26 protein-coding genes are annotated in these 21,830 nt (G+C 53.3%); 7 read left to right on the top strand and 19 right to left on the bottom strand.

What is annotated here, in order from left to right:
• Positions 1-55: 55 nt before the first annotated feature.
• The 3 genes from GKR98_11555 to GKR98_11565 form a co-directional block, all read right to left on the bottom strand.
• Complete coding sequence (locus GKR98_11555; protein QMU58771.1) at positions 56-331, bottom strand: hypothetical protein; 276 nt, start codon at positions 329-331, stop codon at positions 56-58.
• Positions 332-527: 196 nt separating this feature from the next.
• Positions 528-815 carry an HU family DNA-binding protein gene (locus GKR98_11560; GenBank protein ID QMU58772.1) on the bottom strand — a complete coding sequence of 96 codons (288 nt, stop codon included), beginning with the start codon at positions 813-815 and terminating at the stop codon, positions 528-530.
• A 141-nt stretch (positions 816-956) separates the two neighbouring features.
• Entirely contained in the window at positions 957-2,438 is a 1,482-nt protein-coding gene (locus GKR98_11565) for an AMP nucleosidase (GenBank protein ID QMU58773.1), read from the bottom strand.
• 149 nt (positions 2,439-2,587) lie between these two features.
• On the opposite strand from GKR98_11565, the gene GKR98_11570 reads away from it, so the two are divergent.
• Positions 2,588-3,442 (top strand): SDR family NAD(P)-dependent oxidoreductase, encoded by an 855-nt coding sequence (locus GKR98_11570; GenBank protein ID QMU58774.1) that lies wholly within the window; start codon positions 2,588-2,590, stop codon positions 3,440-3,442.
• Positions 3,443-3,605: 163 nt separating this feature from the next.
• Here the strand turns inward: GKR98_11570 and dxs are convergent, their stop codons facing one another.
• The 6 genes from dxs to GKR98_11600 all read right to left on the bottom strand — a co-directional run bounded on the left by dxs (position 3,606) and on the right by GKR98_11600 (position 8,873).
• A complete protein-coding gene (gene dxs, locus GKR98_11575; GenBank protein QMU58775.1) occupies positions 3,606-5,531 on the bottom strand; it encodes a 1-deoxy-D-xylulose-5-phosphate synthase in 1,926 nt (641 codons plus the stop codon).
• 16 nt (positions 5,532-5,547) lie between these two features.
• Positions 5,548-6,315, bottom strand: coding sequence for a polyprenyl synthetase family protein (locus GKR98_11580; GenBank protein ID QMU60076.1), 768 nt, complete (start codon positions 6,313-6,315; stop codon positions 5,548-5,550).
• A gap of 92 nt (positions 6,316-6,407) precedes the next feature.
• A complete protein-coding gene (locus GKR98_11585) occupies positions 6,408-6,650 on the bottom strand; it encodes an exodeoxyribonuclease VII small subunit (protein ID QMU58776.1) in 243 nt (80 codons plus the stop codon).
• Entirely contained in the window at positions 6,647-7,582 is a 936-nt protein-coding gene (locus GKR98_11590; GenBank protein QMU58777.1) for a histone deacetylase family protein, read from the bottom strand. Before GKR98_11590 ends, GKR98_11585 begins: the two co-directional genes overlap by 4 nt.
• A gap of 86 nt (positions 7,583-7,668) precedes the next feature.
• Positions 7,669-8,370, bottom strand: a complete 702-nt coding sequence (locus tag GKR98_11595; GenBank protein QMU58778.1) for a response regulator — start codon at positions 8,368-8,370, stop codon at positions 7,669-7,671.
• Positions 8,367-8,873 (bottom strand): MarR family transcriptional regulator, encoded by a 507-nt coding sequence (locus tag GKR98_11600; protein QMU58779.1) that lies wholly within the window; start codon positions 8,871-8,873, stop codon positions 8,367-8,369. The genes GKR98_11595 and GKR98_11600 overlap by 4 nt, the downstream gene beginning before the upstream one ends.
• A 139-nt stretch (positions 8,874-9,012) precedes the next feature.
• On the opposite strand from GKR98_11600, the gene GKR98_11605 reads away from it, so the two are divergent.
• On the top strand, positions 9,013-9,882 hold the full coding sequence (locus tag GKR98_11605; protein ID QMU58780.1) for a branched-chain amino acid aminotransferase: 870 nt from the start codon (positions 9,013-9,015) through the stop codon (positions 9,880-9,882).
• An 84-nt stretch (positions 9,883-9,966) separates the two neighbouring features.
• Here GKR98_11605 and GKR98_11610 read toward each other — a convergent pair whose 3' ends face one another.
• From GKR98_11610 to GKR98_11650, 9 genes are all read right to left on the bottom strand, one after another.
• The gene (locus GKR98_11610; protein QMU58781.1) at positions 9,967-10,377 is read right to left on the bottom strand and encodes a hypothetical protein; all 411 of its coding nucleotides are present in this window, start codon (positions 10,375-10,377) and stop codon (positions 9,967-9,969) included.
• A 68-nt stretch (positions 10,378-10,445) separates the two neighbouring features.
• Complete coding sequence (locus tag GKR98_11615; GenBank protein ID QMU58782.1) at positions 10,446-10,838, bottom strand: DUF1294 domain-containing protein; 393 nt, start codon at positions 10,836-10,838, stop codon at positions 10,446-10,448.
• A 128-nt stretch (positions 10,839-10,966) separates the two neighbouring features.
• Positions 10,967-11,905: an EamA family transporter gene (locus GKR98_11620; protein ID QMU58783.1), complete on the bottom strand. Its 939-nt coding sequence runs from the start codon at positions 11,903-11,905 to the stop codon at positions 10,967-10,969.
• 54 nt (positions 11,906-11,959) lie between these two features.
• Complete coding sequence (gene queG, locus GKR98_11625) at positions 11,960-12,994, bottom strand: tRNA epoxyqueuosine(34) reductase QueG (GenBank protein ID QMU58784.1); 1,035 nt, start codon at positions 12,992-12,994, stop codon at positions 11,960-11,962.
• A gap of 62 nt (positions 12,995-13,056) precedes the next feature.
• The gene (locus tag GKR98_11630; GenBank protein QMU58785.1) at positions 13,057-13,722 is read right to left on the bottom strand and encodes a glutathione S-transferase family protein; all 666 of its coding nucleotides are present in this window, start codon (positions 13,720-13,722) and stop codon (positions 13,057-13,059) included.
• Positions 13,723-13,770: 48 nt separating this feature from the next.
• Complete coding sequence (gene mtgA, locus GKR98_11635) at positions 13,771-14,412, bottom strand: monofunctional biosynthetic peptidoglycan transglycosylase (GenBank protein ID QMU60077.1); 642 nt, start codon at positions 14,410-14,412, stop codon at positions 13,771-13,773.
• A 131-nt stretch (positions 14,413-14,543) separates the two neighbouring features.
• Positions 14,544-15,227, bottom strand: a complete 684-nt coding sequence (locus GKR98_11640) for a DUF2062 domain-containing protein (protein QMU58786.1) — start codon at positions 15,225-15,227, stop codon at positions 14,544-14,546.
• A gap of 33 nt (positions 15,228-15,260) precedes the next feature.
• A complete protein-coding gene (locus tag GKR98_11645) occupies positions 15,261-17,378 on the bottom strand; it encodes a RelA/SpoT family protein (protein ID QMU58787.1) in 2,118 nt (705 codons plus the stop codon).
• 30 nt (positions 17,379-17,408) lie between these two features.
• On the bottom strand, positions 17,409-17,762 hold the full coding sequence (locus GKR98_11650; GenBank protein QMU58788.1) for a DNA-directed RNA polymerase subunit omega: 354 nt from the start codon (positions 17,760-17,762) through the stop codon (positions 17,409-17,411).
• Between the two features lie 351 nt (positions 17,763-18,113).
• Here GKR98_11650 and GKR98_11655 point away from each other — a divergent pair, with 351 nt between their 5' ends.
• The 5 genes from GKR98_11655 (at position 18,114) to GKR98_11675 (ending at position 21,468) form a co-directional block, all read left to right on the top strand.
• On the top strand, positions 18,114-18,662 hold the full coding sequence (locus GKR98_11655; protein QMU58789.1) for an NYN domain-containing protein: 549 nt from the start codon (positions 18,114-18,116) through the stop codon (positions 18,660-18,662).
• A gap of 111 nt (positions 18,663-18,773) precedes the next feature.
• Entirely contained in the window at positions 18,774-19,724 is a 951-nt protein-coding gene (ispH, locus tag GKR98_11660; protein QMU58790.1) for a 4-hydroxy-3-methylbut-2-enyl diphosphate reductase, read from the top strand.
• 48 nt (positions 19,725-19,772) lie between these two features.
• Complete coding sequence (locus tag GKR98_11665; GenBank protein ID QMU58791.1) at positions 19,773-20,393, top strand: glutathione S-transferase family protein; 621 nt, start codon at positions 19,773-19,775, stop codon at positions 20,391-20,393.
• On the top strand, positions 20,390-20,854 hold the full coding sequence (gene rnhA, locus GKR98_11670; GenBank protein QMU58792.1) for a ribonuclease HI: 465 nt from the start codon (positions 20,390-20,392) through the stop codon (positions 20,852-20,854). The genes GKR98_11665 and rnhA overlap by 4 nt, the downstream gene beginning before the upstream one ends.
• Complete coding sequence (locus tag GKR98_11675; protein QMU58793.1) at positions 20,851-21,468, top strand: trimeric intracellular cation channel family protein; 618 nt, start codon at positions 20,851-20,853, stop codon at positions 21,466-21,468. Before rnhA ends, GKR98_11675 begins: the two co-directional genes overlap by 4 nt.
• Positions 21,469-21,526: 58 nt before the next feature.
• Here the strand turns inward: GKR98_11675 and GKR98_11680 are convergent, their stop codons facing one another.
• On the bottom strand, positions 21,527-21,784 hold the full coding sequence (locus GKR98_11680; protein ID QMU58794.1) for a hypothetical protein: 258 nt from the start codon (positions 21,782-21,784) through the stop codon (positions 21,527-21,529).
• Positions 21,785-21,830 lie beyond the last annotated feature (46 nt).

The following is a 21,830-nucleotide window of genomic DNA, read 5'->3' on the forward strand; positions in this document are numbered from 1 at the left end:
GTGAATTATTGGCGAGTCCGGCACCCGATTTCGGAGTGCCGAACCGATACTGTGATTACTCGGCTGGTCCGACACCTTTTGGATCCGGCTTGGCAACAGGCGCGCCATTGGCTGTCGTTAAGATACTGCCAATATTGCCCCATCCGCCTTTTGGAAGATCTTTATAGGTTCCAGATTTTCCCAGCGTGCTAGCAACGCTTGCAAACCCTTTGTTTGCTTTTAACGCGCCAGCCATAGATTGGGCCCGGTCTTTTGACGTATGTGCCCCGGCGAATGCGGCTGGTGCGAATGCGAGCGCACCGATGATGGCGATAGATGTGATTTTGAGCATAACAGCCTCCGATTGGATTATCGTTTCGATGCTGTTTGTTCGGTTAGGATCGCAAATTAGATTGAACTTTATTTGGAAACAATCTTTTTACATTCGGCGCATTGTCTTTACGCAAACCTGCTCCATTTCTTTTCGGCTTCCTCGAAAGAAAAAGGCCGCCATAATGGCGGCCCAGATCAAAAGTATGTAACTATATTCAGCCGTTTACGCTGTCTTTAAGCGCCTTTGCGATGGTCATCTTGACCACTTTGTCAGCATCTTTGTGAATTTGCTCACCAGTGGCTGGGTTGCGAACCATGCGCTCGGGACGCTCGCGGCAATAAATTTTGCCAACGCCCGGAAGCGTTACAGCGCCACCTGCGGACACTTCATCAGTAATGATGCCAGTAACAGCATCAAGCGCACTTGCAGCAGATTTCTTATCGGTTCCCATTTTGTCGGCGAGCGCCGCAACAAGTTGGGTCTTTGTCATTGGTTTTGCCATGTTGAATCTCCTCGATCTGGCCCGTTCTAGGGGCTCATTCCCCTTATTTAACTGGATATGGCGGTATAACACAATGAATTGTGGAGGCAGCACAAGCGATATCGCGCATTTTGTGGAAGAAAAACGCGGTTTTCAGCCGATTTAGAGGAATGCGGTCTCTTCGAAGCTGCGAAGTTTCCGGGAATGGATGCGTTCCAATGGCATTTCGCTGAGCATTTCAAGAGATCGGATACCGATCTTCAAATGACGAGACACCTGTGTTCTATAAAACTCGCTGGCCATACCGGGCAATTTAAGCTCGCCGTGGAGCGGTTTATCGGAGACGCACAAAAGTGTCCCGTAAGGCACCCGAAAACGAAAGCCGTTGGCCGCGATTGTTGCACTTTCCATATCCAAGGCAACCGCGCGACTTTGACTGAGGCGCTGAACCGGGCCGGACTGGTCACGAAGCTCCCAGTTACGGTTGTCGATAGTTGCAACGGTTCCAGTGCGCATGATGCGTTTTAGCTCGTAACCCTCCAATTCAGTGACGTCTGCCACAGCGGTTTCCAAAGCGATCTGGATTTCGGCCAGGGCCGGGATCGGAACCCAGACCGGCAAGTCATCATCCAAAACGTGATCTTCACGCAAATAGGCATGGGCTAAGACGAAATCGCCCAAACGCTGGCTGTTTCTAAGTCCGGCGCAATGGCCAAGCATTAACCAGGCGTGGGGCCTGAGAACCGCGATATGGTCCGTTGCAGTTTTGGCGTTGGACGGTCCAACACCGATATTGACCAGAGTGATGCCAGCCCCACCTGGCCGCTTCAGATGATAGGTTGGCATCTGCGGCAGTTTTTCCGGCTTCGGCATTTTCGACTGGGCATCGGTGATTTCGATATTCCCCGGTCCCACAAATGATGTGTAGGGGCTGTTGGGAACTGCGATGGCGGTACGCGCCATATCTTCGAATTCGTCAACGTAGAACTGATAGTTGGTGAACAAGACGTGGTTCTGGAAATGATCCGGCGTCGTCGCCGTGTAATGCGACAATCGGGCCAACGAATAATCAATACGCTGTGCCGTAAATGGTGCCAGTGGGCTAGAGCCATCTGGATGCGTGAATTCATAACCATTGACGATGTCGTCGTGGGTTGTGGAAAGGTCCGGAACGTCAAAAGCGTCGCGCAGAGTGAATTCCATCGCGCCTTCTTGCGGGACCGAGATCGTTGCGTCGTTGGCGACCGCAAAATGCACCGGCATGGGAGTCATTGATACGCCAACTTCGACAGCGACGCCGTGGTTCTCTATCAACAGCGCAATTTGCTGGCGCAGATAATGCGCAAAAAGATCGGGTCGCGTGACTGTCGTGGAATAGCGACCAGGTTCGGAGACGTGTCCAAAGCTCAGACGATTGTCAATTGGTGCAAAACTTGTCGTAGTCAGGCGAATTTCGGGATAAAAAGCGCGATACCGGACGGCTGGCTGACCTTTGCCGATCATATCGGCAAAGTGTTTACACAGAAATTTTGTAGCGCCGTCGTAAAGCTCGATCAGACGCGCAACTGCTGCGTCGGGATCCCTGAAAACTTGGTGTTCGGTAAGCTCTGGCGTGCTGACGGGAAGGCTCTTCAGACTGCTCATATTGCGATCCTTTCGCCTGGATGATGGTTTATATTATTGAATTCTTTTTCCATCGGGGGGAAATGACACTGAAATGATCATTTCTGCAAGCCCTGACAGTCTGGAAGGATGCACTTGCAGGGCGCACTTCAATCGGTTTGCTTGGAACAATGAATAAAACACTGCTTTCAATCGGTCACGGATTTTCGGCGCGCGCGCTGGGCCATCGATTGCTCGCCGATGGATGGCGCGTAATCGGGACGACACGTTCAGAGGAAAAGGCGGCGCAGCTACAAAAAGAAGGCATAGAAGCGATAATTTGGCCGGGACAAGATTTGCCATTTCGCGACGCAAGCCATGTTTTGAGTTCTGTTGCTCCGGGCGATGGTGGTGATCCGTTTCTAAACTCGGAAGGAAAGGCACTAGCTCGGGCCAAACATCTTGAATGGGTGGGATATCTGTCAACTACGGGTGTCTATGGCGATCACGGCGGAGATTGGGTGGACGAGGACACGCCGCTTTTCCCCAATACCAAGCGCGGAAAGGCCAGAGTGGCAGCGGAGGCGGCCTGGCAAGACCTTGGCCTGCCAGTACATATTTTTCGGCTTGCTGGAATATACGGGCCTGGGCGTGGCCCATTTGCCAAAATCAGATCCGGTGCCGCGCGGCGTATCATCAAGGAAAATCAGGTCTTTAGCCGCATCCATGTTGATGACATCGGCGCCGTACTGGCCGCCTCCATTGCCCGACCGAATCCCGGAGCGGTTTATAATGTTTGTGACGATGATCCGGCTCCACCGCAGGACGTTATTGCCTATGCGGCTAAACTTCTGGGTGCCGAAATCCCGGAGGCCGTACCATTTGAAACCGCCAACCTCAGTCCAATGGCGCGCAGTTTTTACGCGGATTCCAAAAGGGTGCGGAACACACGTATCAAAGTTGAACTTGGGGTCACGCTGCAATATCCGGACTACAAGTCCACTTTGACTCAAATGTTGCAATCCGAAGTCGAGCAAGATCCGTAGTTCAACTTTGACTCTAGCTTGAAGACCCCAAGGCTATGTCCTAGGCCCCCGAGAAAATTGTCCAGATATTAAGGCATCAACGTCTTCTTTTTGGTCAAAATACTCCCGCCGGAGGCACCGCGACGCGCGGCGCAAATAAAATACTGCATTGACTGAAGGGATCTTAAGCGCGCTTGGAAATGTCGATGACACTGAGAGTTTCAAGAACTTTGGTCTCAATATGCTCGGCGTTCATCGCAGCGACGTCGTACATCGCTTTCGGGCTGGCCTGATCTATAAAGATGTCCGGCAATGTCATCGAGCGGAACTTCAAACCAGTGTCAAACACCGCGGCGTTGGCAAGCAGTTCAGCAACATGACTTCCAAACCCGCCGATCGCACCCTCCTCGATAGTGATGAGCGCCTCATGGCTGTTCGCCAGCTTCAATATCAAATCGCGGTCCAGGGGCTTGGCAAAGCGTGCATCTGCAATTGTTGGCGAGATACCTCGCGCTGCCAACGCCTCCGCGGCTTTCTCGACCTCACCAAGCCGGGTGCCGAACGACAGTAGTGCGACCTGCGCGCCCTCTCGAACGATACGTCCTTTACCGATCTCTACGGGAATGCCTTTCTCTGGCAAATCGACACCAACGCCTTCGCCACGTGGGTAGCGAAATGCAATGGGTCCGTCGTCGTAGTTCACAGCCGTCGCGACCATATGCACAAGCTCAGCTTCGTCTGCCGCTGCCATCACAATCATGCCGGGCAAATTTGCCAAAAATGCAATATCGTAGGCACCCGCGTGTGTTGCTCCGTCGGCCCCCACCAGACCTGCACGATCAATGGCGAAGCGAACTGGCAGACGCTGAAGCGCTACGTCATGAACAACCTGGTCATATCCGCGTTGCAAGAACGTCGAATAGATCGTGAAAAAAGGTTTCATTCCACCGGCTGCAAGACCGGCGGAAAACGTCACCCCGTGTTGTTCGGCGATGCCAACGTCAAAACAGCGACTGGGGTAACGCTCTGCAAAGAGGTTCAGCCCTGTGCCATCTGGCATTGCGGCAGTCACGGCGACGACTTTGTCGTCCTGAGCGGCCTCTTGCATCAAAGCATTGGCAAATACCTTGGTGTAAGATGGGGCATTGCCGGGTGTCTTTTTTTGCTCACCAGTGATGACATCGAATTTCGAAACACCATGGCCCTTGTCGCGCGCAATCTCTGCGGGACCGTAGCCCTTGCCCTTCTTAGTGATAGCATGGATCAGTATGGGGCCAGTTGCGCGATCTTTAACGGTTCGCAAAACTGGAAGAAGCTGGTCAAGATCGTGGCCATCGATCGGGCCGAGGTAGCTGAACCCCAGCTCTTCGAACAGCGTTCCGCCAACAACACTATGCTTTAAAATATCCTTGGCACGTTTGGCCCCTTCGCGGAATGGCTCCGGCAAAAGGCTTACAGCCCCTTTGGCCGCACTTTTGAGTTCCTGAAACGGATCACCAGCATAAAGGCGTGACAGATACGAGGACATCGCGCCAACTGGCGGCGCAATCGACATTTCATTGTCGTTCAGAATGACTATTAATCTGCGGCCCAAGTGCCCGGCGTTGTTCATCGCTTCATAGGCCATTCCGGCGCTAATGGCGCCATCACCAATGACCGCGATTGCGTCGCCCAAGCCTTCGGGCGTTGTCCCGCCCAAATCGCGGGCAACGGCAAATCCAAGCGCCGCAGAAATAGACGTCGAACTATGTGCCGCGCCAAATGGATCGTAGGGGCTTTCGCTGCGCTTGGTAAATCCGCTCAGCCCGTCCTGCTGACGAAGGGTTGTCATTCTGTCCCGGCGACCGGTCAGGATCTTGTGCGGATAGCATTGATGGCTGACATCCCAGATCAATTTGTCTTTGGGCGTGTCGAATACCGCATGCAACGCAACGGTCAGCTCAACAACACCAAGCCCCGCACCCAGGTGCCCACCGGTCTGGCTGACGGCGTGGATTGTGTCGGCCCGCAACTCATCCGCAAGCTGACGAAGTTCTTCGTCGCTTAGGCGTTTAAGATCCGCAGGTGCGTTCACCGTGTCCAAGACGGGTGTATGAGGCTTTTCTGACATCAATCCTCCGGCGCAGTCAGTGCTCGCGCGAGATAGCGAAATGCGCAGCTGCACGCAAACCATCTGCACGTGCATCATATGTGCAAAGTGCGTCAATTGCCTGTGCGACCAAGCCGCGCGCCATCGCTTGGGCTTCTTTAAGGCCCAGAAGTGAAACAAATGTTGCTTTGCCAGCAACCGCGTCTTTTTGAAGGCGTTTGCCGGTTTTGGACTCGTCCCCGGTTTCATCCAGGATGTCATCAGCGATTTGAAACGCGAGCCCCAGAGCATTTGCATAGGCAGCAAGTTTCGTTTCGTCTTGGTCCGCCAAAACGGGACCCGCCGTCGCCGACCAGCGGATCAGCTCGCCAGTCTTGTGCGCTTGAAGTCCGATTATCGCTTCAACATCCAACGGCGAAGTCGCGGATTCTGCCGCAATGTCTAACGCCTGACCCAAAACCATTCCGTCTTTGCCAGATGATGTCGCAAGTCGTGTGATCAGGTCGATTTTCCGATCCGACGGCAGTTCCAAACAGGCCAGTATCTCAAAAGCAAGTGTTTGAAGCGCATCCCCTGCCAGAACTGCGGTTGCTTCATCCCATGCTTTGTGGACTGTTGGCTTTCCGCGACGAAGATCGTCGTCATCCATGCAAGGTAAGTCGTCATGCACCAGGGAATACGCATGGATACATTCAATCGCAGCCGCGACTTTCAGAGCCTGCTCATAGGGAACGTCGTGCAAAGCGCAGGTCTCGATGACAAGGTATCCTCGCATTTTTTTGCCGCCGAGTACGGCATAACGCATCGCCTGTTCAACGATGTTTGGTTGGTTCCAAAAATGGGATTCTAGCGTCGCATCAATTTCTGCCGCGACGGCCTTTAGCCGATATTCAATGTTCACGCGGGATCGACCGGCGTCGTCCCAACTGGCTTACCGTCTCCGTCAAGGGTGATTGAAGCGACTTTTTCTTCCGCTTCCGCCAGTTTCGTCTGGCAATGCGCCTTTAGTTCAGCGCCCCGCTCATAAAGCTTGATGGAATCTTCAAGTGGCACATCACCAGCTTCAAGGCGGTTCACCACATCTTCCAGTGCGCGCATAGCATCTTCGAATGTCATTTCGGTGATTGGTTGTTCAGTCATGCGCCCCGCTCCATCAAAATGCTCACATGTGCCGCGACGCTTGCGGCCAACGCCGTCAGATCATACCCGCCTTCCAGTGTCGAGACCACGCGGCCCTCGCAGACTTCTTCGGCGACGTCACAGATAGCCGATGTTACCCATGCAAAATCGTCAGTCGACCAGTTCAGATTTGCCAATGGATCGTTTTGGTGAGCGTCGAACCCGGCAGAAACAACGATAAGTTCAGGTGCAAAATCGGTGACGGCGGGCAAGATCAGGTCTCCCCAAGCGCGCCGCATTTCCTTTCCACCAGACATTGGGGGTATGGGCACATTGATAACATTGTTATCGGCTCCGGTTTCATGCGCAGCGCCTGTTCCAGGATACAGTGGCATCTGGTGGCTGGAGGCGAACAAAGTGCGCGTCTCTTCCCACAAAAGGTCTTGTGTGCCGTTTCCATGATGTACATCGAAGTCAAGAACGGCCACGCGAGACAAGCCGTGGTGATCCAATGCCCGCTTGGCGGCGATTGCCGCATTCCCAAATAGGCAAAATCCCATGGATGTCGCTGTCTCGGCATGGTGTCCGGGTGGGCGCATGGCGACAAAAGCGTTGGACACCTCGCCTGCCAGCACTGCATCAACGGCCGAACAACAAGCGCCTAGTCCGCGTAGCGCTGCTTCCAGTGAATCCGGCGAAAGATGGGTGTCAGCATCCAGCGAAACCCATCCGCTTTGGGGAATTGCGGCCTCTATACGTGCTAGATAATCCTCGGGATGGCACCGCAACACTTCGCCTCTGTCAGCGATTTGCGCAACGCGTCTTTCCAGTTCATCAAATTCCGGCGCACCCAATCTTTCTTGTACAGCCTCGACCCGTGCTACCCGTTCAGGGTGCCCATCAGGCGTCACATGTCCTAGAGCGGCGTCATGCCAATAAAGTGCTGTCGTCATGGTCTTCTTATGGTTCCAAATACCCTTGCGGAAGGCCAGTGCCATCGCGCTGGATCAAGAATGTTTCTTCAGCGCCTTTTACAAAGTTAATCTGGTGCCAGCATATATCCGGCTCCGCGAACTGTCTGAATGTAGCGCGGTTGTTTCGGATCGGCCTCGATCTTTCGGCGCAAGCGTGTGATCTGCACATCAACAGCGCGCTCTTGCGCTTGACCGCTGCTGCGACCCAATTCTTCCACCAGGTGAGCACGGCTAACGGCCTCTCCGGGGCTGGTGGCGAATATCCGCATCAACTGGCTTTCTGTCGCAGTTAGTCGCACAGGTGTCTCGCCGTTCCACATCGCACCTTTTTCCACGTCATACCTAAACGTGCCCAACCCAAGGACTTTTGGAGCGACGTTTACAGGTTCGCTTGGCGGTGCGCGGCGCAGGATGGAATTAATGCGCAGCAGAAGTTCCTTTGGCTCAAACGGCTTGGCCAAATAATCGTCCGCCCCGGCTTCCAGTCCAGCAATACGGTCATCGGTTTCTGCCTTCGCCGTCAGCAGCAAAACCGGCATATCCCGGGTTTCGCGAAGTCGCCGACAAAAGCTCACACCGTCTTCGCCTGGCATCATGACATCCAGAACCAGCATATCGAAATCCAGGCCGCTTAGAATGCGGTCAGCATGCGCAGCGTCGCGAGCAGCAGACACAAGAAACCCATGACGGATCAGAAATTTTTGCAGCAGGCTGCGTATGCGCTCGTCATCATCGACGATCAACAGATGTGCGTCTGACTGACTCATGACCCATTCTCCTTGAGCCGTTTGTAGTGACGTCGCATGTCGCCGTCCATCATTGCCTCGAGTACCGTTCGAAACCCTGTGACGGCATCCGGGCCAGCGTGCCGAAACGCATGCCGCATCCTATCTCGTTGTGCGGTAGACAGTTCGCTTTCCAATGCCATCCCCGTTTCGGTCAGAAAGAGGTGACGCTCGCGTTTGTCACGCGCACCAATTCGACTTTCAACCAGACCGTCTTCGATAAGCGTCCGCAATACACGATTTAGAGATTGTTTGGTCACGCCCAATATTGAGAGAAGGTTGTTTACTGTCGTTCCGGGCGAACGGTTGATGAAATGAACAGCACGGTGATGTGCACGGCCATATCCTTTCTCAGCTAAGATGCGGTCAGGATCAGCGGTAAAGCCGCGATACGCAAAAAACATGGCTTCGATGCCTTTGCGCAGCTGCTCGTCAGTTAGAAAGAGCAAGCTTTCGCCGCCCGGGTGTCCACCACCTTCTGCCATGATGCCCTCATTCGCTTTCAGCCAAGTTTATGTCAGTCTTGTTGACATTCCAAGCCTCCACTGGTAGCGATTCTCGAATTTTCCGCAACTTTGTGACCGATGCGGACCTACTTGCGCAATATTTGGAAAGGATGATCCCATGGCTGGCGCATATGATGATCGGGACGGACTGATCTGGATGGATGGTAAAATGCAACCGTGGCGTGATGCCAACGTGCATATTCTGACTCATGCAATGCACTATGCCTCAGCCGTGTTCGAAGGTGAGCGTGCCTACAACGGGAACATTTTTGAAAGCCGCAAACACTCGGAACGCCTGCATTACTCGGCTGGCGAATTGGATTTCCAGATTCCCTGGACAGTCGATGAAATGGAAGCGGCCAAGCAAGAAGTGCTGACAGCAAACGGGCATACTGATGCTTATGTCCGCGCCATTGCATGGCGTGGCGTCGGCGAAGACATGGGAGTTGCTTCGGCACGCAACCCGGTTCGCCTGGCAATTGCAGCATGGAAATGGGGCGCATACTACGGCGACGCCAAAATGAAGGGTGCCAAACTGGACATTGCGAAGTGGAAACGCCCGTCGCCAGAAACCATTCCAAGTCACGCAAAAGCCGCTGGTCTTTATATGATCTGCACGCTCTCCAAGCATGCAGCCGAAGCCAAAGGGTGTTCAGATGCCATGATGTTTGATTATCGCGGGTATGTAGCGGAAGCGACCGGGGCCAATATATTCTTCGTAAAAGATGGCGAAGTTCATACGCCCAAGCCGGATTGCTTTCTGAATGGCATTACCCGGCAGACCGTGGTGGGAATGCTCAAACAGCGCCAGATCAAAGTGCATGAACGCCACATCGAGCCCGGCGAGTTGGAAGGGTTCGAACAATGCTGGCTAACCGGAACAGCCGCGGAAGTTACTCCCGTTGGCAAGATCGGTGATTATAATTTCGAAGTCGGCGCATTGGCGCGTGACATGTCGGAAGGCTACGAAAAACTGGTTCGAAGCTAAGACTTATGGATGCCCACAGACCCGGACATCCGTGTCCGGGTTGAATGGTGTCCTGCAATTTGGAAAACGCGAGGGCCGACGCGTCTACCAAAACTTCCACCAAAGCGCCGCCGCGCGACTATAACTCTCCAGATCACCGGTTGAGTTATAAACTTCGCCTTTGTCCCCCTGAAGTTTTGCCCCCAATGCGTCGGCAATCAAAAACATCTTTCTCAGGATGGCCTTGTCGGGATTTTTTGCCACAACATTCCCGGCAGAGTGCCACATCCAGGCTTCATTTCGACTCTCGGAGCGTTCGCCCCACTCTGTCCAAACAGCAAGTGTTTCATCTCGTATACTGAATTGTTCGCCAATGTTATTTTCGACAACGGCCTCTTGATCAAGCCGCATAGATTTGTCGCCGGTTACATAGTCCATCCATTCACTGCGCGCGATTATCGCACCATCTTCATCCGCCCAATCGGATTTTCGCGTAATATGAACGTCGTATCCCATCGCTAACTCTGAATCTGATTTTTCCCAACGGGCATACAGTGCCCAATCCCACTTTTTCAGTCTACACGTCAGGTGCCAGGACCAAATCGCCTTGGCTTGATTGGTTTCGGCTTGGGAGCCGGCTCAGACACAGCAGTGTCTTCGACCGCGCTCAGGTCCAAGTGTTCGATGAACGTTGCATTCGCTGACCAAACGGCAACTCCAAGTGTCAGATGGAAGACAGCAATGAGATTGAGGTTCAACGTATAGTCCTGACGGAGCCCTTTGTGCCCGGAAGCAATCTGCGCGAGCTTGGTGCCCAACACCCCGCCGAGAATTGACAGAATAAGAAGCAGTTGCTCGGGCACACGACGCCAAAAATTCATCGCTGCCAGCTTGTCCCAAAAGGACAACACCAACGTCACCGCATTAATTGCGGCGATATACCAAAGAGCTGCGAAAGTCAGGTCAAGCGCTGACATGTTAAATCCATCGACGCCCCCGCACTCAATCTAGATGTTGGGACGTAAAAAATCACCCCTCAAATAGGGCCGGAAACACTTTGTTTTCTAAATGTTTGATGAAACCGGCGGGATTATGCCAAGCGACTTTATCCGAATTTTGTCACGTGCTTTCGGCCTTTCCCGCGCTGAATTTTCAGCTGGCGTTCGCGCAGGATGATCAGAACACCGGCGCTAATGACCAAAGCTGCGCCACCTAGCATTGTTAGCGTCGGGACCTCGCCAAATGTGAAATATCCAATTGCGATGGCAAACAGAATGGAGGCGTAATCGAAAGGTGCCACGATTGACGCGTCTGCGTACCGATAGGCGCTGGTCAGAAAGATCTGACCGATTCCGCCGATAATACCTGCCGAGATCAAAGCGATAACAACAGCTACACTGGGCGTCTGCCACCCGAAGGGCGCTGTCCCAAGCGCAAGCAAACTGGCGGTAACCGAGAACCAGAAAACGATTGACGAAGTTGTTTCTTTTTCGACCAGCCGACGAACAAAGACCTGCGCCATGGCCGCGCACAATGAACCAGTCAGCACAATCAAAGCACCGGTCGCCAATCTGGAGTCTGCGGAACCATCAGTGAATGCCGTAAGTCGCGGCCAAAGAATGATCAGTACGCCCACCATGCCCAGACCCACCGCCGTCGATCGGACCTTTCGGATTTTTTCGCCCAAGAAGATTGCCGCCAAAATTACCACAAATAGCGGAACCGCATATTGAATGGCCTTAACTTCAGAGAGCGGAAGGATCGCGAGTCCTGCAAAGCTCAAGCCCATGGCGGTGCTTCCAAGCAACCCACGCCAAAGATGGCCCAATGGGTTCGTGGTTTTAAGACCAGTCACAACGTTGCCTTGCAGCATCAGCCAAAGGACGATTACAGGCAGAGCAAAGAACGAGCGGAAGAAAACGGCCTGACCGGGCGGAACTTCTGCTGAGGCATATTTGATGAGCGTCGCCATTACGACGAACAGGAAAACAGCCGCGAGTTTTAGGGTAATGGCATGATAAGGATTTTCAGGGGCAATACTCATGCGTGTTCCCTATCAAGGGTGTCTCACACAGGCCAGTAGAGAAGAGCCTGGAACTTAGGCTGTCAGCGTTTCAATGGCCCACTTGGCGGCATCTGAAACAGCCGGATCAGGGTCATCCAAAAGGACATGCGCTTCAGTCACCAAGCTCAAATCGCCGGAATTACCGATGGCATAAAGAACATTGCGAACAAATCGGTCGCGTCCGATGCGTTTTATAGGTGACCCGGAAAATTTGGCACGAAATTCTGTATCAGACAGCCGGACCAACTCGGCAAGTAGAGGAAGAGTCAGATCCGGGCGGCCAGCATAACGTATCTCGTTGGCAGTGCTGGCGAATTTGTTCCATGGACAAACTGCAAGACAGTCATCACAACCGTAAATTCTGTTACCCAATGCGGGCCGCAACTCGCGAGCCACTGGGCCTTTGTGCTCAATAGTAAGGTAGGAAATGCACCTTCTAGCATCCAATTTGTATGGTGCCGGGAATGCGTCTGTTGGGCAAATATCCAAGCATCGCCGACAAGAACCGCAATGATCTACTTCCGCGTGATCAGGGTCCAACTCCTCGGTCATAAAGATGGCCCCAAGAAAGAACCAATTGCCGAGATCTCGGCTGACGAGATTAGTATGCTTTCCCTGCCATCCCAACCCGGCGGCCTGCCCCAATGGCTTTTCGGGCACCGGCGCGGTATCCACAAAAACTTTTACTTCACAGGCAGCTTCGGACACCAACCATCGGGCCACTCGCTTCAATCGCTTTTTCAAAATGTCGTGGTAGTCTTTGTTACGGGCATAGACTGAAATCATGCCGCGATCTCTGTGAGAGAGGTCTTCAATCGGATCATGATCTGGCGTGTAGGATTCGGCCAGCATTAGGATGGACTTTGCGTCTGGCCAAAGCGCGCCCGGGTTGCCGCGCCAATGCGCGCGCTCGGCCATCCAGGTCATCTGCCCATGATACCCGGCGTCCAGAAACTCTGTTAACTTCGCTGCAACTCCCGGGACAGCGTCCGGTCGACAAACACGTGCTAGTGAAAATCCTTCGCTTTGGGCGACCTCGATTAAACGTGATTTCAGCGTTTTAGACACTTCTTTTGGTCCGAAGTATTCCGGGGGAGTCGCAAAAATCGCGACGGAAGTAGAGCCCCCAATTAGAAATCAAGATCAGCATAATGTGCAGGTGGAGGAAATCCGGGCACGGCATCGGCAAGAAGGCTGCGAAAAGCAGGGCGCGACTTTATCCAGGCGTACCAATCACGCACAGCTGCGTAGGAATTCCAATCCACATCCGAAATATAATCAAGCGCCGATAAGTGACCTGCCGCTGCGAAATCAGCCAGTGACAGTTCATTACCGGCCAGCCAGCGCCTCTGGTCCAGAAGCCAGCACATGTATTCAAGGTGCATTTTGATCGCACGTGCGCCGGCTTTCACGTTCTTGCTGTCTGGGTAGCCCTCTTGGGTGATCTTCTTGTTCACGCGCTCGTACAAGAGTTTCGAAGTCACCTCAGAATGAAATTTGTCGTCAAACCATCCAACCAACCGACGCACTTCGTGACGTGCGACAGGATCTTTGGGCAAGAGTGAAGGATCAGGATGTCTTTCTTCAATGTATTCACAGATCGCTGCGCTTTCAGACAGGGTTAGCCCGTCCATTTTTAGTATCGGCACTTTGCCCGCCGGGTTTCTGCCAATGAAATCAGGGTCCCGCTCCCAATAGCGTTCTTCAACAAGTTCAACTTCCAGCCGCTTTTCAGCAAGACTTAGGCGGACCTTTCGGCAAAAAGGCGATAGCGGAACGTGGTAGAGACGGATCATGTATTGGCCCCTGATTTCCGTCTGAATGCCCTGAAACACATGGGTTGATCAATCCTCGAAACACTTAGAGCGGCCATCGGCGCGGATCGTCGCCGCCCCGTCAGCAATTGCACGAGCCCGGCGATCCACAAACGACGAAGGATTTAGGGCTTGCCGCTCTTTAGGATTTGCCAGGACCGCAGCCAAAAGCGATGCCTGCCGCGCCGAAAGTTTGGCCGCTGAGACGCCGAAATGGTGTTGAGCCGCCGCCTCGATGCCAAAAACACCGCCGTCGAACTCAGCGACATTCAAATATACTTCGACGATCCGACGTTTTGTCCAAATCGCCTCGACGATTGGTGTGATCAGTGCTTCCAATGCTTTGCGTGGCCAGCTGCGCCCCTGCCAAAGCCATACGTTTTTTACGGTCTGCTGGGTTAGTGTCGAGGCGCCACGATTTGAACCTTCTGCGATTGCGGCGCGCAATTGGGTCATGTCGAAACCCCAGTGAAGGCAGAAATCCGCATCCTCGGCAGCGACCACTGAACGGACAACAACAGGCGCGACGCGCTCGATTGGAACCCAGCTTCTCTGTATGCCCCCAAGACGCATACCCTCGCTGAGAACATAGGGTGTTGTTGGAGGCGGCAGCACGGCAAAGGCCGCGACGGTCAGGACTATTGCGCCGAAAAAAGCTAATCCGGCGCGCATCGACCAACGGAATGGTTGAATACGGCGCTGTGTTTTCTTCACCGCCTTCTTGGCAGGTTTTTTCTGCTCGTGGTTTTCTTGACCATGAACTTCAAGTCGCACGAGGGCGAGGTTTAGGCAAGTATTTGAAGCTATTCAGCAGCGGGTCTGCTGCGGGTTCTTCCGCTGTTGTTCGTTTCACCTTCTGCGCGCATCGCCTCGATCTTTTCACGCTTTTTGGCAAAACGTCTTTTCATGCGTGACAAGCGCGCCTTCTGATAGGCGTTCAAAACGGGATTGGTTAGAAAATAAAATGCGATCGCCGTAGCAAGGCCCGGAAAAAAACCGCCAATTAGATAGGGAAGAAAGAAGCGGTCGAAAAAGCCCGACAGGCTGCCCCAAGCCGTTGGTGCGGCGGAAAATACAGCGATCATGTTTCGCCAAAGTTCAAGCGCCGCGTCGGAAAATGCTGTCGCCACCTCTGGAAGCGGCAGTGGTGGACGGCCGAGCAAAATCGCGCCGAGCTCCATGCAAACAGCGGCAATGATTGGGAAAGTGAATGGATTTCCAAAAAATGTCGCCAGGACCGCTGCCATGATGTTTCCGCGTATTGCCCAAGCAAAAAGCGCAGCGAATACAAAATGCAGGCCAAAAAACGGTGTGAAACAAGTGAAAACACCGGCGGCGATCCCACGACTAATCTTATTCGCGGGATCTGGAAGGCGGCGAACACGGTGCACAACATACTGCATGGCCCGACGCCAGCCGCCTTTGGGGTAGACAGCTTCGATCACGGCCCGGAGATAAGTTCGTGGTGTTCTGCGTTTAAAGACCACTTGGCGTGTCCGGTTCCAGTTTTGGTTTCGTTCCTAGGGCTTGCGCCCCAAATCGCGATGCCGACCCAGTGCTGCGACATCGCTGTCTGCTTCCAAGGCCAACATTACAGCATGTAAGTGTTCAATATCGCGTAACTCAACGTCGACAATGAGGCGATAAAAGTCCGGTTTTCGGTCAATGAACACCAAATCCGAGATATTTGCCTTCTGCTCGCCAATCAAGGTGCAGATTCGCCCCAACACGCCACTGTCATTCGTAATTGTTAGTTCCAAGCTAACTGAATGCGCCGCGGGATGACGCCCCTCTTGCCAATGTAAGTCGCCCCAACGATCTGATTCGTCTTCGAATTCCGCGAGAGCCTGACAATCTATTGCGTGGATCATGACCCCTTTGCCACGATAGCTGATTCCCACAATACGCTCTCCGGGAACAGGCTGACAACAAAGAGCCCGCCGAAACGTTTGGCTGGGCTTCAAACCAACAACAGCACGTGCCGCATCAATCTCATCACCTGATTTCTGGGCCAGGTCAGGGTAAAGAGTTTCTATGACTTGTCGGGCTGTAACCTCAGCAGAGCCGATACGTGCCAACAGCGTACTACTGTCATCCAGGCGCAGTTGGCGTGCTGCAGTTGTCAGGGCTTTTTCTGTTGCGCGCTTGCCGATCTGCTCAAAAGCCACCCGAGCGAGTTCGCGGCCAAGTTTAATGAAACGTTCGCGATCCTCTTCACGCAAACTGCGCCGAATGGCAGCTTTGGCACGCCCCGTAGCGACGATGTCGATCCAAGTGGTTTGCGGGCGCTGACCCTCGGCCGTCATGATCTCAACTGATTGCCCGTTCTTCAGTCGAGTCCAAAGGGGAACGCGAATTGCGTCGACCTTGGCGCCGACACAGCTGTCGCCAATCCTGGTATGGATAGCATAGGCAAAGTCCAGCGGCGTTGCGCCGCGCGGCAGCTTCACGACATCTCCTTTGGGCGTGAAGCAAAAGACCTGGTCGGCGTACATTTCGAGTTTGACGTGTTCGAGGAACTCGTCGTGATCTTCTTCGTCAAATCGCTCTGTCAGAGACGATATCCACTTGGCTGGATCGACGGCGAAGCGGTTTTCGGCCCGCACCCCGTCGCGGTATGCCCAGTGGGCCGCCACACCGGCCTCTGCAACTTCGTGCATTTCTCGGGTACGGATTTGCACCTCAACTCGCTTTCCGTCGCGACCCGATACCGTCGTATGAATCGAGCGATAGCCGTTAGATTTTGGTTGCGAAATATAATCCTTGAACCGACCCGGCACCGCTCGCCAGCGCTGATGGACAGCGCCCAGAGCGGAGTAACAGTCAGCTTCGTTCCCAACTATTATTCGGAATCCATAGATGTCGGATAGTCGGGAAAACCCGATTTCTTTTTCCTGCATCTTGCGCCAGATTGAATAAGGTTTCTTAGCGCGACCAAGTACTTCGGCGGATATTCCCTCTTTTTCAAGTTCCAACTCTATGTCGGCAGTAATCTTTTGAATCACATCACCGGTTTCACGCTGCAACGTAATAAAACGGCGAATGATTGAGTTTCGCGCTTCTGGATTCAAAACACGGAACGCAAGATCTTCCAATTCTTCGCGCATCCACTGCATGCCCATACGGCCCGCAAGGGGCGCAAAAATATCCATTGTCTCGCGCGCTTTTTGTCCTTGCTTGTCGACACGCATGGACCGAATCGTGCGCATGTTGTGCAGTCGGTCTGATAATTTGACGAGAATGACGCGCAGGTCCTTGGACATGGCCATGAACAATTTGCGGAAGTTCTCTGCCTGTTTGGTTTCGGTGGAACTAAGCTGCAGATTGGTCAATTTGGTTACGCCATCAACTAGTTCGGCGATCTCACGTCCAAATTGGGTATCAATCTCGGAATAAGTCGAGCGCGTATCTTCGATTGTGTCATGCAACAGAGCAGTGATGATTGTTGCGTCATCCAGCTGCTGTTCAGTGAGGATTGCGGCAACGGCGACCGGGTGGGAAAAGTATGGTTCGCCGGAATGCCTCAGCTGGCCTTCATGCATTACGTTGCCATAGTCATAGGCACGCGTAATCAGATCAGCATTTGCTTTTGGATTATAGTTCTGGACCAGCGCGATCAGGTCGTCGGCATCTATCATTCGGCCCACCCCCGGACCGCGCCTGGGTCGTTACGGCTGCCGCTGGGCTTCCATCAGGGCGCGCAGAAGTTTTTCTTCGCTCATGTCGTCTTCGACAGGTTTGTCGGATTCTGCACCCATAAGCAGCGCCATCGCGTCTTCTTCGGGTTCGTCGACTTCAATCTGAGTCTGATGTGACTCGATCATACGCTCGCGCAGTTCATCGGCGCTTTGCGCTTCGTCGGCAATTTCGCGCAGGCTCACGACAGGATTCTTGTCATTGTCACGCTCAACTGTCAGCGGCGCACCTTCAGAGATCTCCCGCGCACGATGCGACGCAAGCATCACAAGCTCGAAGCGGTTCTGAACTTTGTCAACACAGTCTTCAACCGTCACGCGGGCCATGGTGGTCTCCGTAGGTCATGGGAACAGGCCGGTTATCTAGGACCTGCCAATTAAAAACACAAGTTGAATCTACGCCCAATCCGTGCGCTGAAGCACAATTTTTAGTTGGATTGACCTAAGGTCACATGGAATTCGGCTTCGTTAAGACTATTTTGCCATCTGTCTGCAAAACAGCACGTATGCGTTGTTAGGAACATTTTATGCCAACGAACCCCGACAACCGACTGGCCAAATAGATAGTTGCATTTGAATGTATTTTGATACTTATATCCATGCACTGGTTAGGCGCGCTTATTTCCACTCACACTCACGGACGGCCGCAGACCCAAGAAAATTCGGGAAGGACACTTAATGTTCTACAGGGACGAACGGCTTGCGCTGTTCATTGACGGTGCGAATCTGTACGCGGCTGCAAAGGCGCTCGGATTTGACATCGACTATAAGCTGCTGCGGCAAGAATTTATGCGTCGCGGAAAAATGCTGCGGGCTTTTTATTACACCGCGCTTTTAGAGAATGACGAGTACTCACCTATCCGACCGTTAGTTGATTGGCTTCACTACAATGGATTCTCGATGGTCACAAAACCGGCCAAAGAGTTTACGGACAGTCAGGGTCGCCGCAAAGTCAAAGGCAACATGGACATTGAATTAGCGGTGGACGCGATGGAGCTTGCTCCTCACGTTGATCACATGGTCCTGTTTTCCGGCGACGGCGATTTTCGCCCGTTGGTCGCAAGTCTTCAGCGAAAGGGTGTTCGGGTATCCGTCGTTTCTACGATCCGCAGCCAGCCACCAATGATCGCCGACGAATTGCGGCGCCAAGCGGACAACTTCATTGAATTGGACGAGTTGAAAGATGTCGTCGGCCGTCCCATGCGTGAACCCGTAAACGAAGACTAAGTCAGTTTCGCCACATGCAATGGGGTTGATCTCGAGTTTTCATCGGTGCCATTGGCTCTGATGCTGGACGATGTTGCGTTCAGCCACTAGGTCTATGCCCGGAGACAGCGCATGACGAAACCCAAGTTGACACTTTATCTTGCTGCGCCGCGCGGGTTTTGCGCAGGCGTTGATCGCGCCATCAAAATCGTTGAGCTGGCGTTGGATAAATGCGGTGCGCCAGTTTTTGTCCGCCACGAGATTGTGCACAACAAATTCGTGGTGGATGAGCTTCGTTCAAAAGGGGCAGTTTTTGTTGAGGAGTTGGACGAGTGCCCCGGCGATAGACCGGTGATTTTTTCCGCGCATGGCGTCCCTAAGGCAGTACCAGCAGAAGCAGAGCGCCGCGAGATGGTCTACGTAGATGCCACATGTCCTCTGGTTTCAAAGGTGCATATCGAGGCTGAACGTCACCATAGCAACGGTTTACAAATGGTCATGATTGGTCACGCTGGCCATCCAGAAACCATGGGAACGATGGGGCAATTGCCGAAAGGTGAAGTCTTGCTGGTTGAAACGGTCGCGGATGTTGCCAAACTTGAACCGCGCAATCCCGACCAGTTAGCCTTTATCACGCAAACAACGCTGAGTGTTGACGACACCGCCGAGGTTGTGGAAGCCCTTAAGAGGCGGTTCCCAAACATCGTCGGCCCTCACAAAGAAGACATTTGTTACGCAACAACCAACCGCCAGGAAGCTGTAAAAGCTGTCGCCCCGAAGATTGACGCCCTTTTGGTGATCGGAGCGCCGAATTCGTCAAACTCAAAGCGGCTGGTCGAAGTCGGTCGGGCTGCTGGTTGCGGCTATGCGCAATTGGTTCAGCGCGCCACCGAAATTGATTGGCGTGCGTTGCGAGGCGCGAAATCCATTGGATTGACAGCGGGTGCAAGTGCTCCGGAAATACTAGTGGACGAGGTCATTGCGGCGATCAGCCGAGAATTTGAAGTTACAATCGAATTGGTGGAAACAGCCGTAGAACGGGTTGAGTTCAAAGTTCCACGGGTTCTTCGGGAAGCGGTGTGAGAGAGAGTAACAAGCGTTAGCTGTTCTACCGCTTTTGAGGAGTTCAAAATGACTTTGACACTTTATTCCATGCCATCCTCGGGCAACAGTTATAAAGTTCGGCTTCTACTTTCATTGATGGGCAAGACATTTCGGCACATCGGGCTGGAGTATGAGACGCCAGAAATCGAGGCCGCCCACAGAAACCGGGTATTGCCGTTAGGGAAAATGCCTGTTCTTGAACTACCAGACGGCAACAAGATCTCCGAGTCCAATGCGATTTTGTGGTATCTGGCTGAAGGTTCCGCCTGGATTCCAGAAGACCCAGTTGCGCGCGCAGAGATGCTGGGTTGGATGTTCTTTGAGCAAAATCGCCACGAAACCGTGATTGCCGTAAGAGCGGCGCTCCGAAAATATAGGAGCCGCGCACATTTGGCGACAACCGAAAGAATGGCAGAATTGCTGGAAGCAGGTCATTCGGTTCTGCAAATCATGGATGATCGCCTAAAAACTCACGACTATCTCGCCGGTGAACGCATCTCGATTGCGGACATCTCGCTATACGCCTACACGCATACAGCACACGAACATGGCGGATTTGACATGGAACAGTTTGAAGCCATTCGAAGCTGGCTGGAGAGAATTTCAAGCTTGAATGGTTATGTTGCTCTAAACGAGCTTCCTTCGTGACCAAGCTGTTTGCGTTCACCGATGGCGCATGCTCGGGCAACCCCGGTTCCGGTGGTTGGGGCGTGGTGCTTCAGGCACGATCAAACGACACAGTTCTCAAAGAGCGCGGGTTAAGTGGCGGCGAAGTCATGACAACCAACAACCGCATGGAACTGTTGGCCGCCATCAATGCATTAGAAGCGCTGGAGCGCGACAGCGAAATTACAGTTGTCACTGATTCCACCTATGTCAAAAATGGCGTGACCACTTGGATTCACAGCTGGAAAAAGAATGGCTGGCGCACTTCGGCGAAGAAACCTGTGAAGAACGATGATCTATGGAAGCGATTGGATAAAGCTCAATTGCGGCACGATGTAACGTGGGAATGGGTTAAGGGACATGCTGGCCACCCGGAAAACGAAAAAGCTGACGAATTGGCGCGCGCAGGGATGGAGCCGTTTAAACCGGATTCTCAAAAATGACTGCGGGAGTGTTTCTTGATGCCGCATCAGTCTTCATATTCGCCCTGACCGGCGCCCTGGCCGCATCACGCGCACAGCTGGACATCGTGGGTTTTTTATTCTTTGCCGCCCTAACAGCAGTCGGAGGCGGTACGGTTAGGGATCTTCTTTTGGATCGGCACCCTGTATTTTGGATGGACCAGCCCCAGGTTCTGGGGATTGCAGCAATTGCCGCTGTAAGCGTTTTCTTCACAGCGCATTTGGTCGAAAGCCGAGCGAATTGGCTAACCTGGTTAGATGCTGTCGCATTATCAATCGCGGTTCCGGCCGGATTGGCAGCGGCAGTTGCGAGTGGTCAAACGGGCATCATTGCCCCGATTATGGGAGTGTTAACCGGCACATTGGGTGGGTTAATGCGCGACGTCGTCGCCAACGAAGTGCCAATGGTTTTAAGGCGCGGTGAGCTTTATGTGACAGCTGCATTTCTGGGCGCAGTTGCGGGCTGGTTTGCTGGAACATTTGGTGACGCGTTGTTAGCGGCGCTTGTTGCCGCGGTTGTGACGTTTTCATTGCGAGCAGGATCATTGATATTCGGGTGGAAGTTGCCGGTCTATCGCTCACGCCCGCCCCGGTGAGGCAGGTCGAAGTCTCAATATGAGACTTCGTTACAAAATTCGGGTCGAATTTTGGGCGTCACTTTCGATTGCGACGCTTTCGTGCCATCGCCTCTGTTGGAATGAGTATCAGTGCCCCAGCTGCCCCAACGATAGCATTCAAACCATGGCTGCCGAACGAAAGACCAAACATAACGCGCACCATAAAAAACAAAATGACTCCGCCAAGCGCGATGATGATGGCCTGCAGATAGCCGTGGTGAGTGAGGTCCCATTTTTCGGCAAGGTAGGCCGTTAGCCCTCCTACAACCAGGGACCCCCAGAACGCAAAAAACATCGCCATTTCCTTCCAACATAATCAATCCGGGGCGCTGCCCCGGACC

This window comes from Boseongicola sp. (assembly GCA_014075275.1).
Lineage (GTDB): Bacteria > Pseudomonadota > Alphaproteobacteria > Rhodobacterales > Rhodobacteraceae.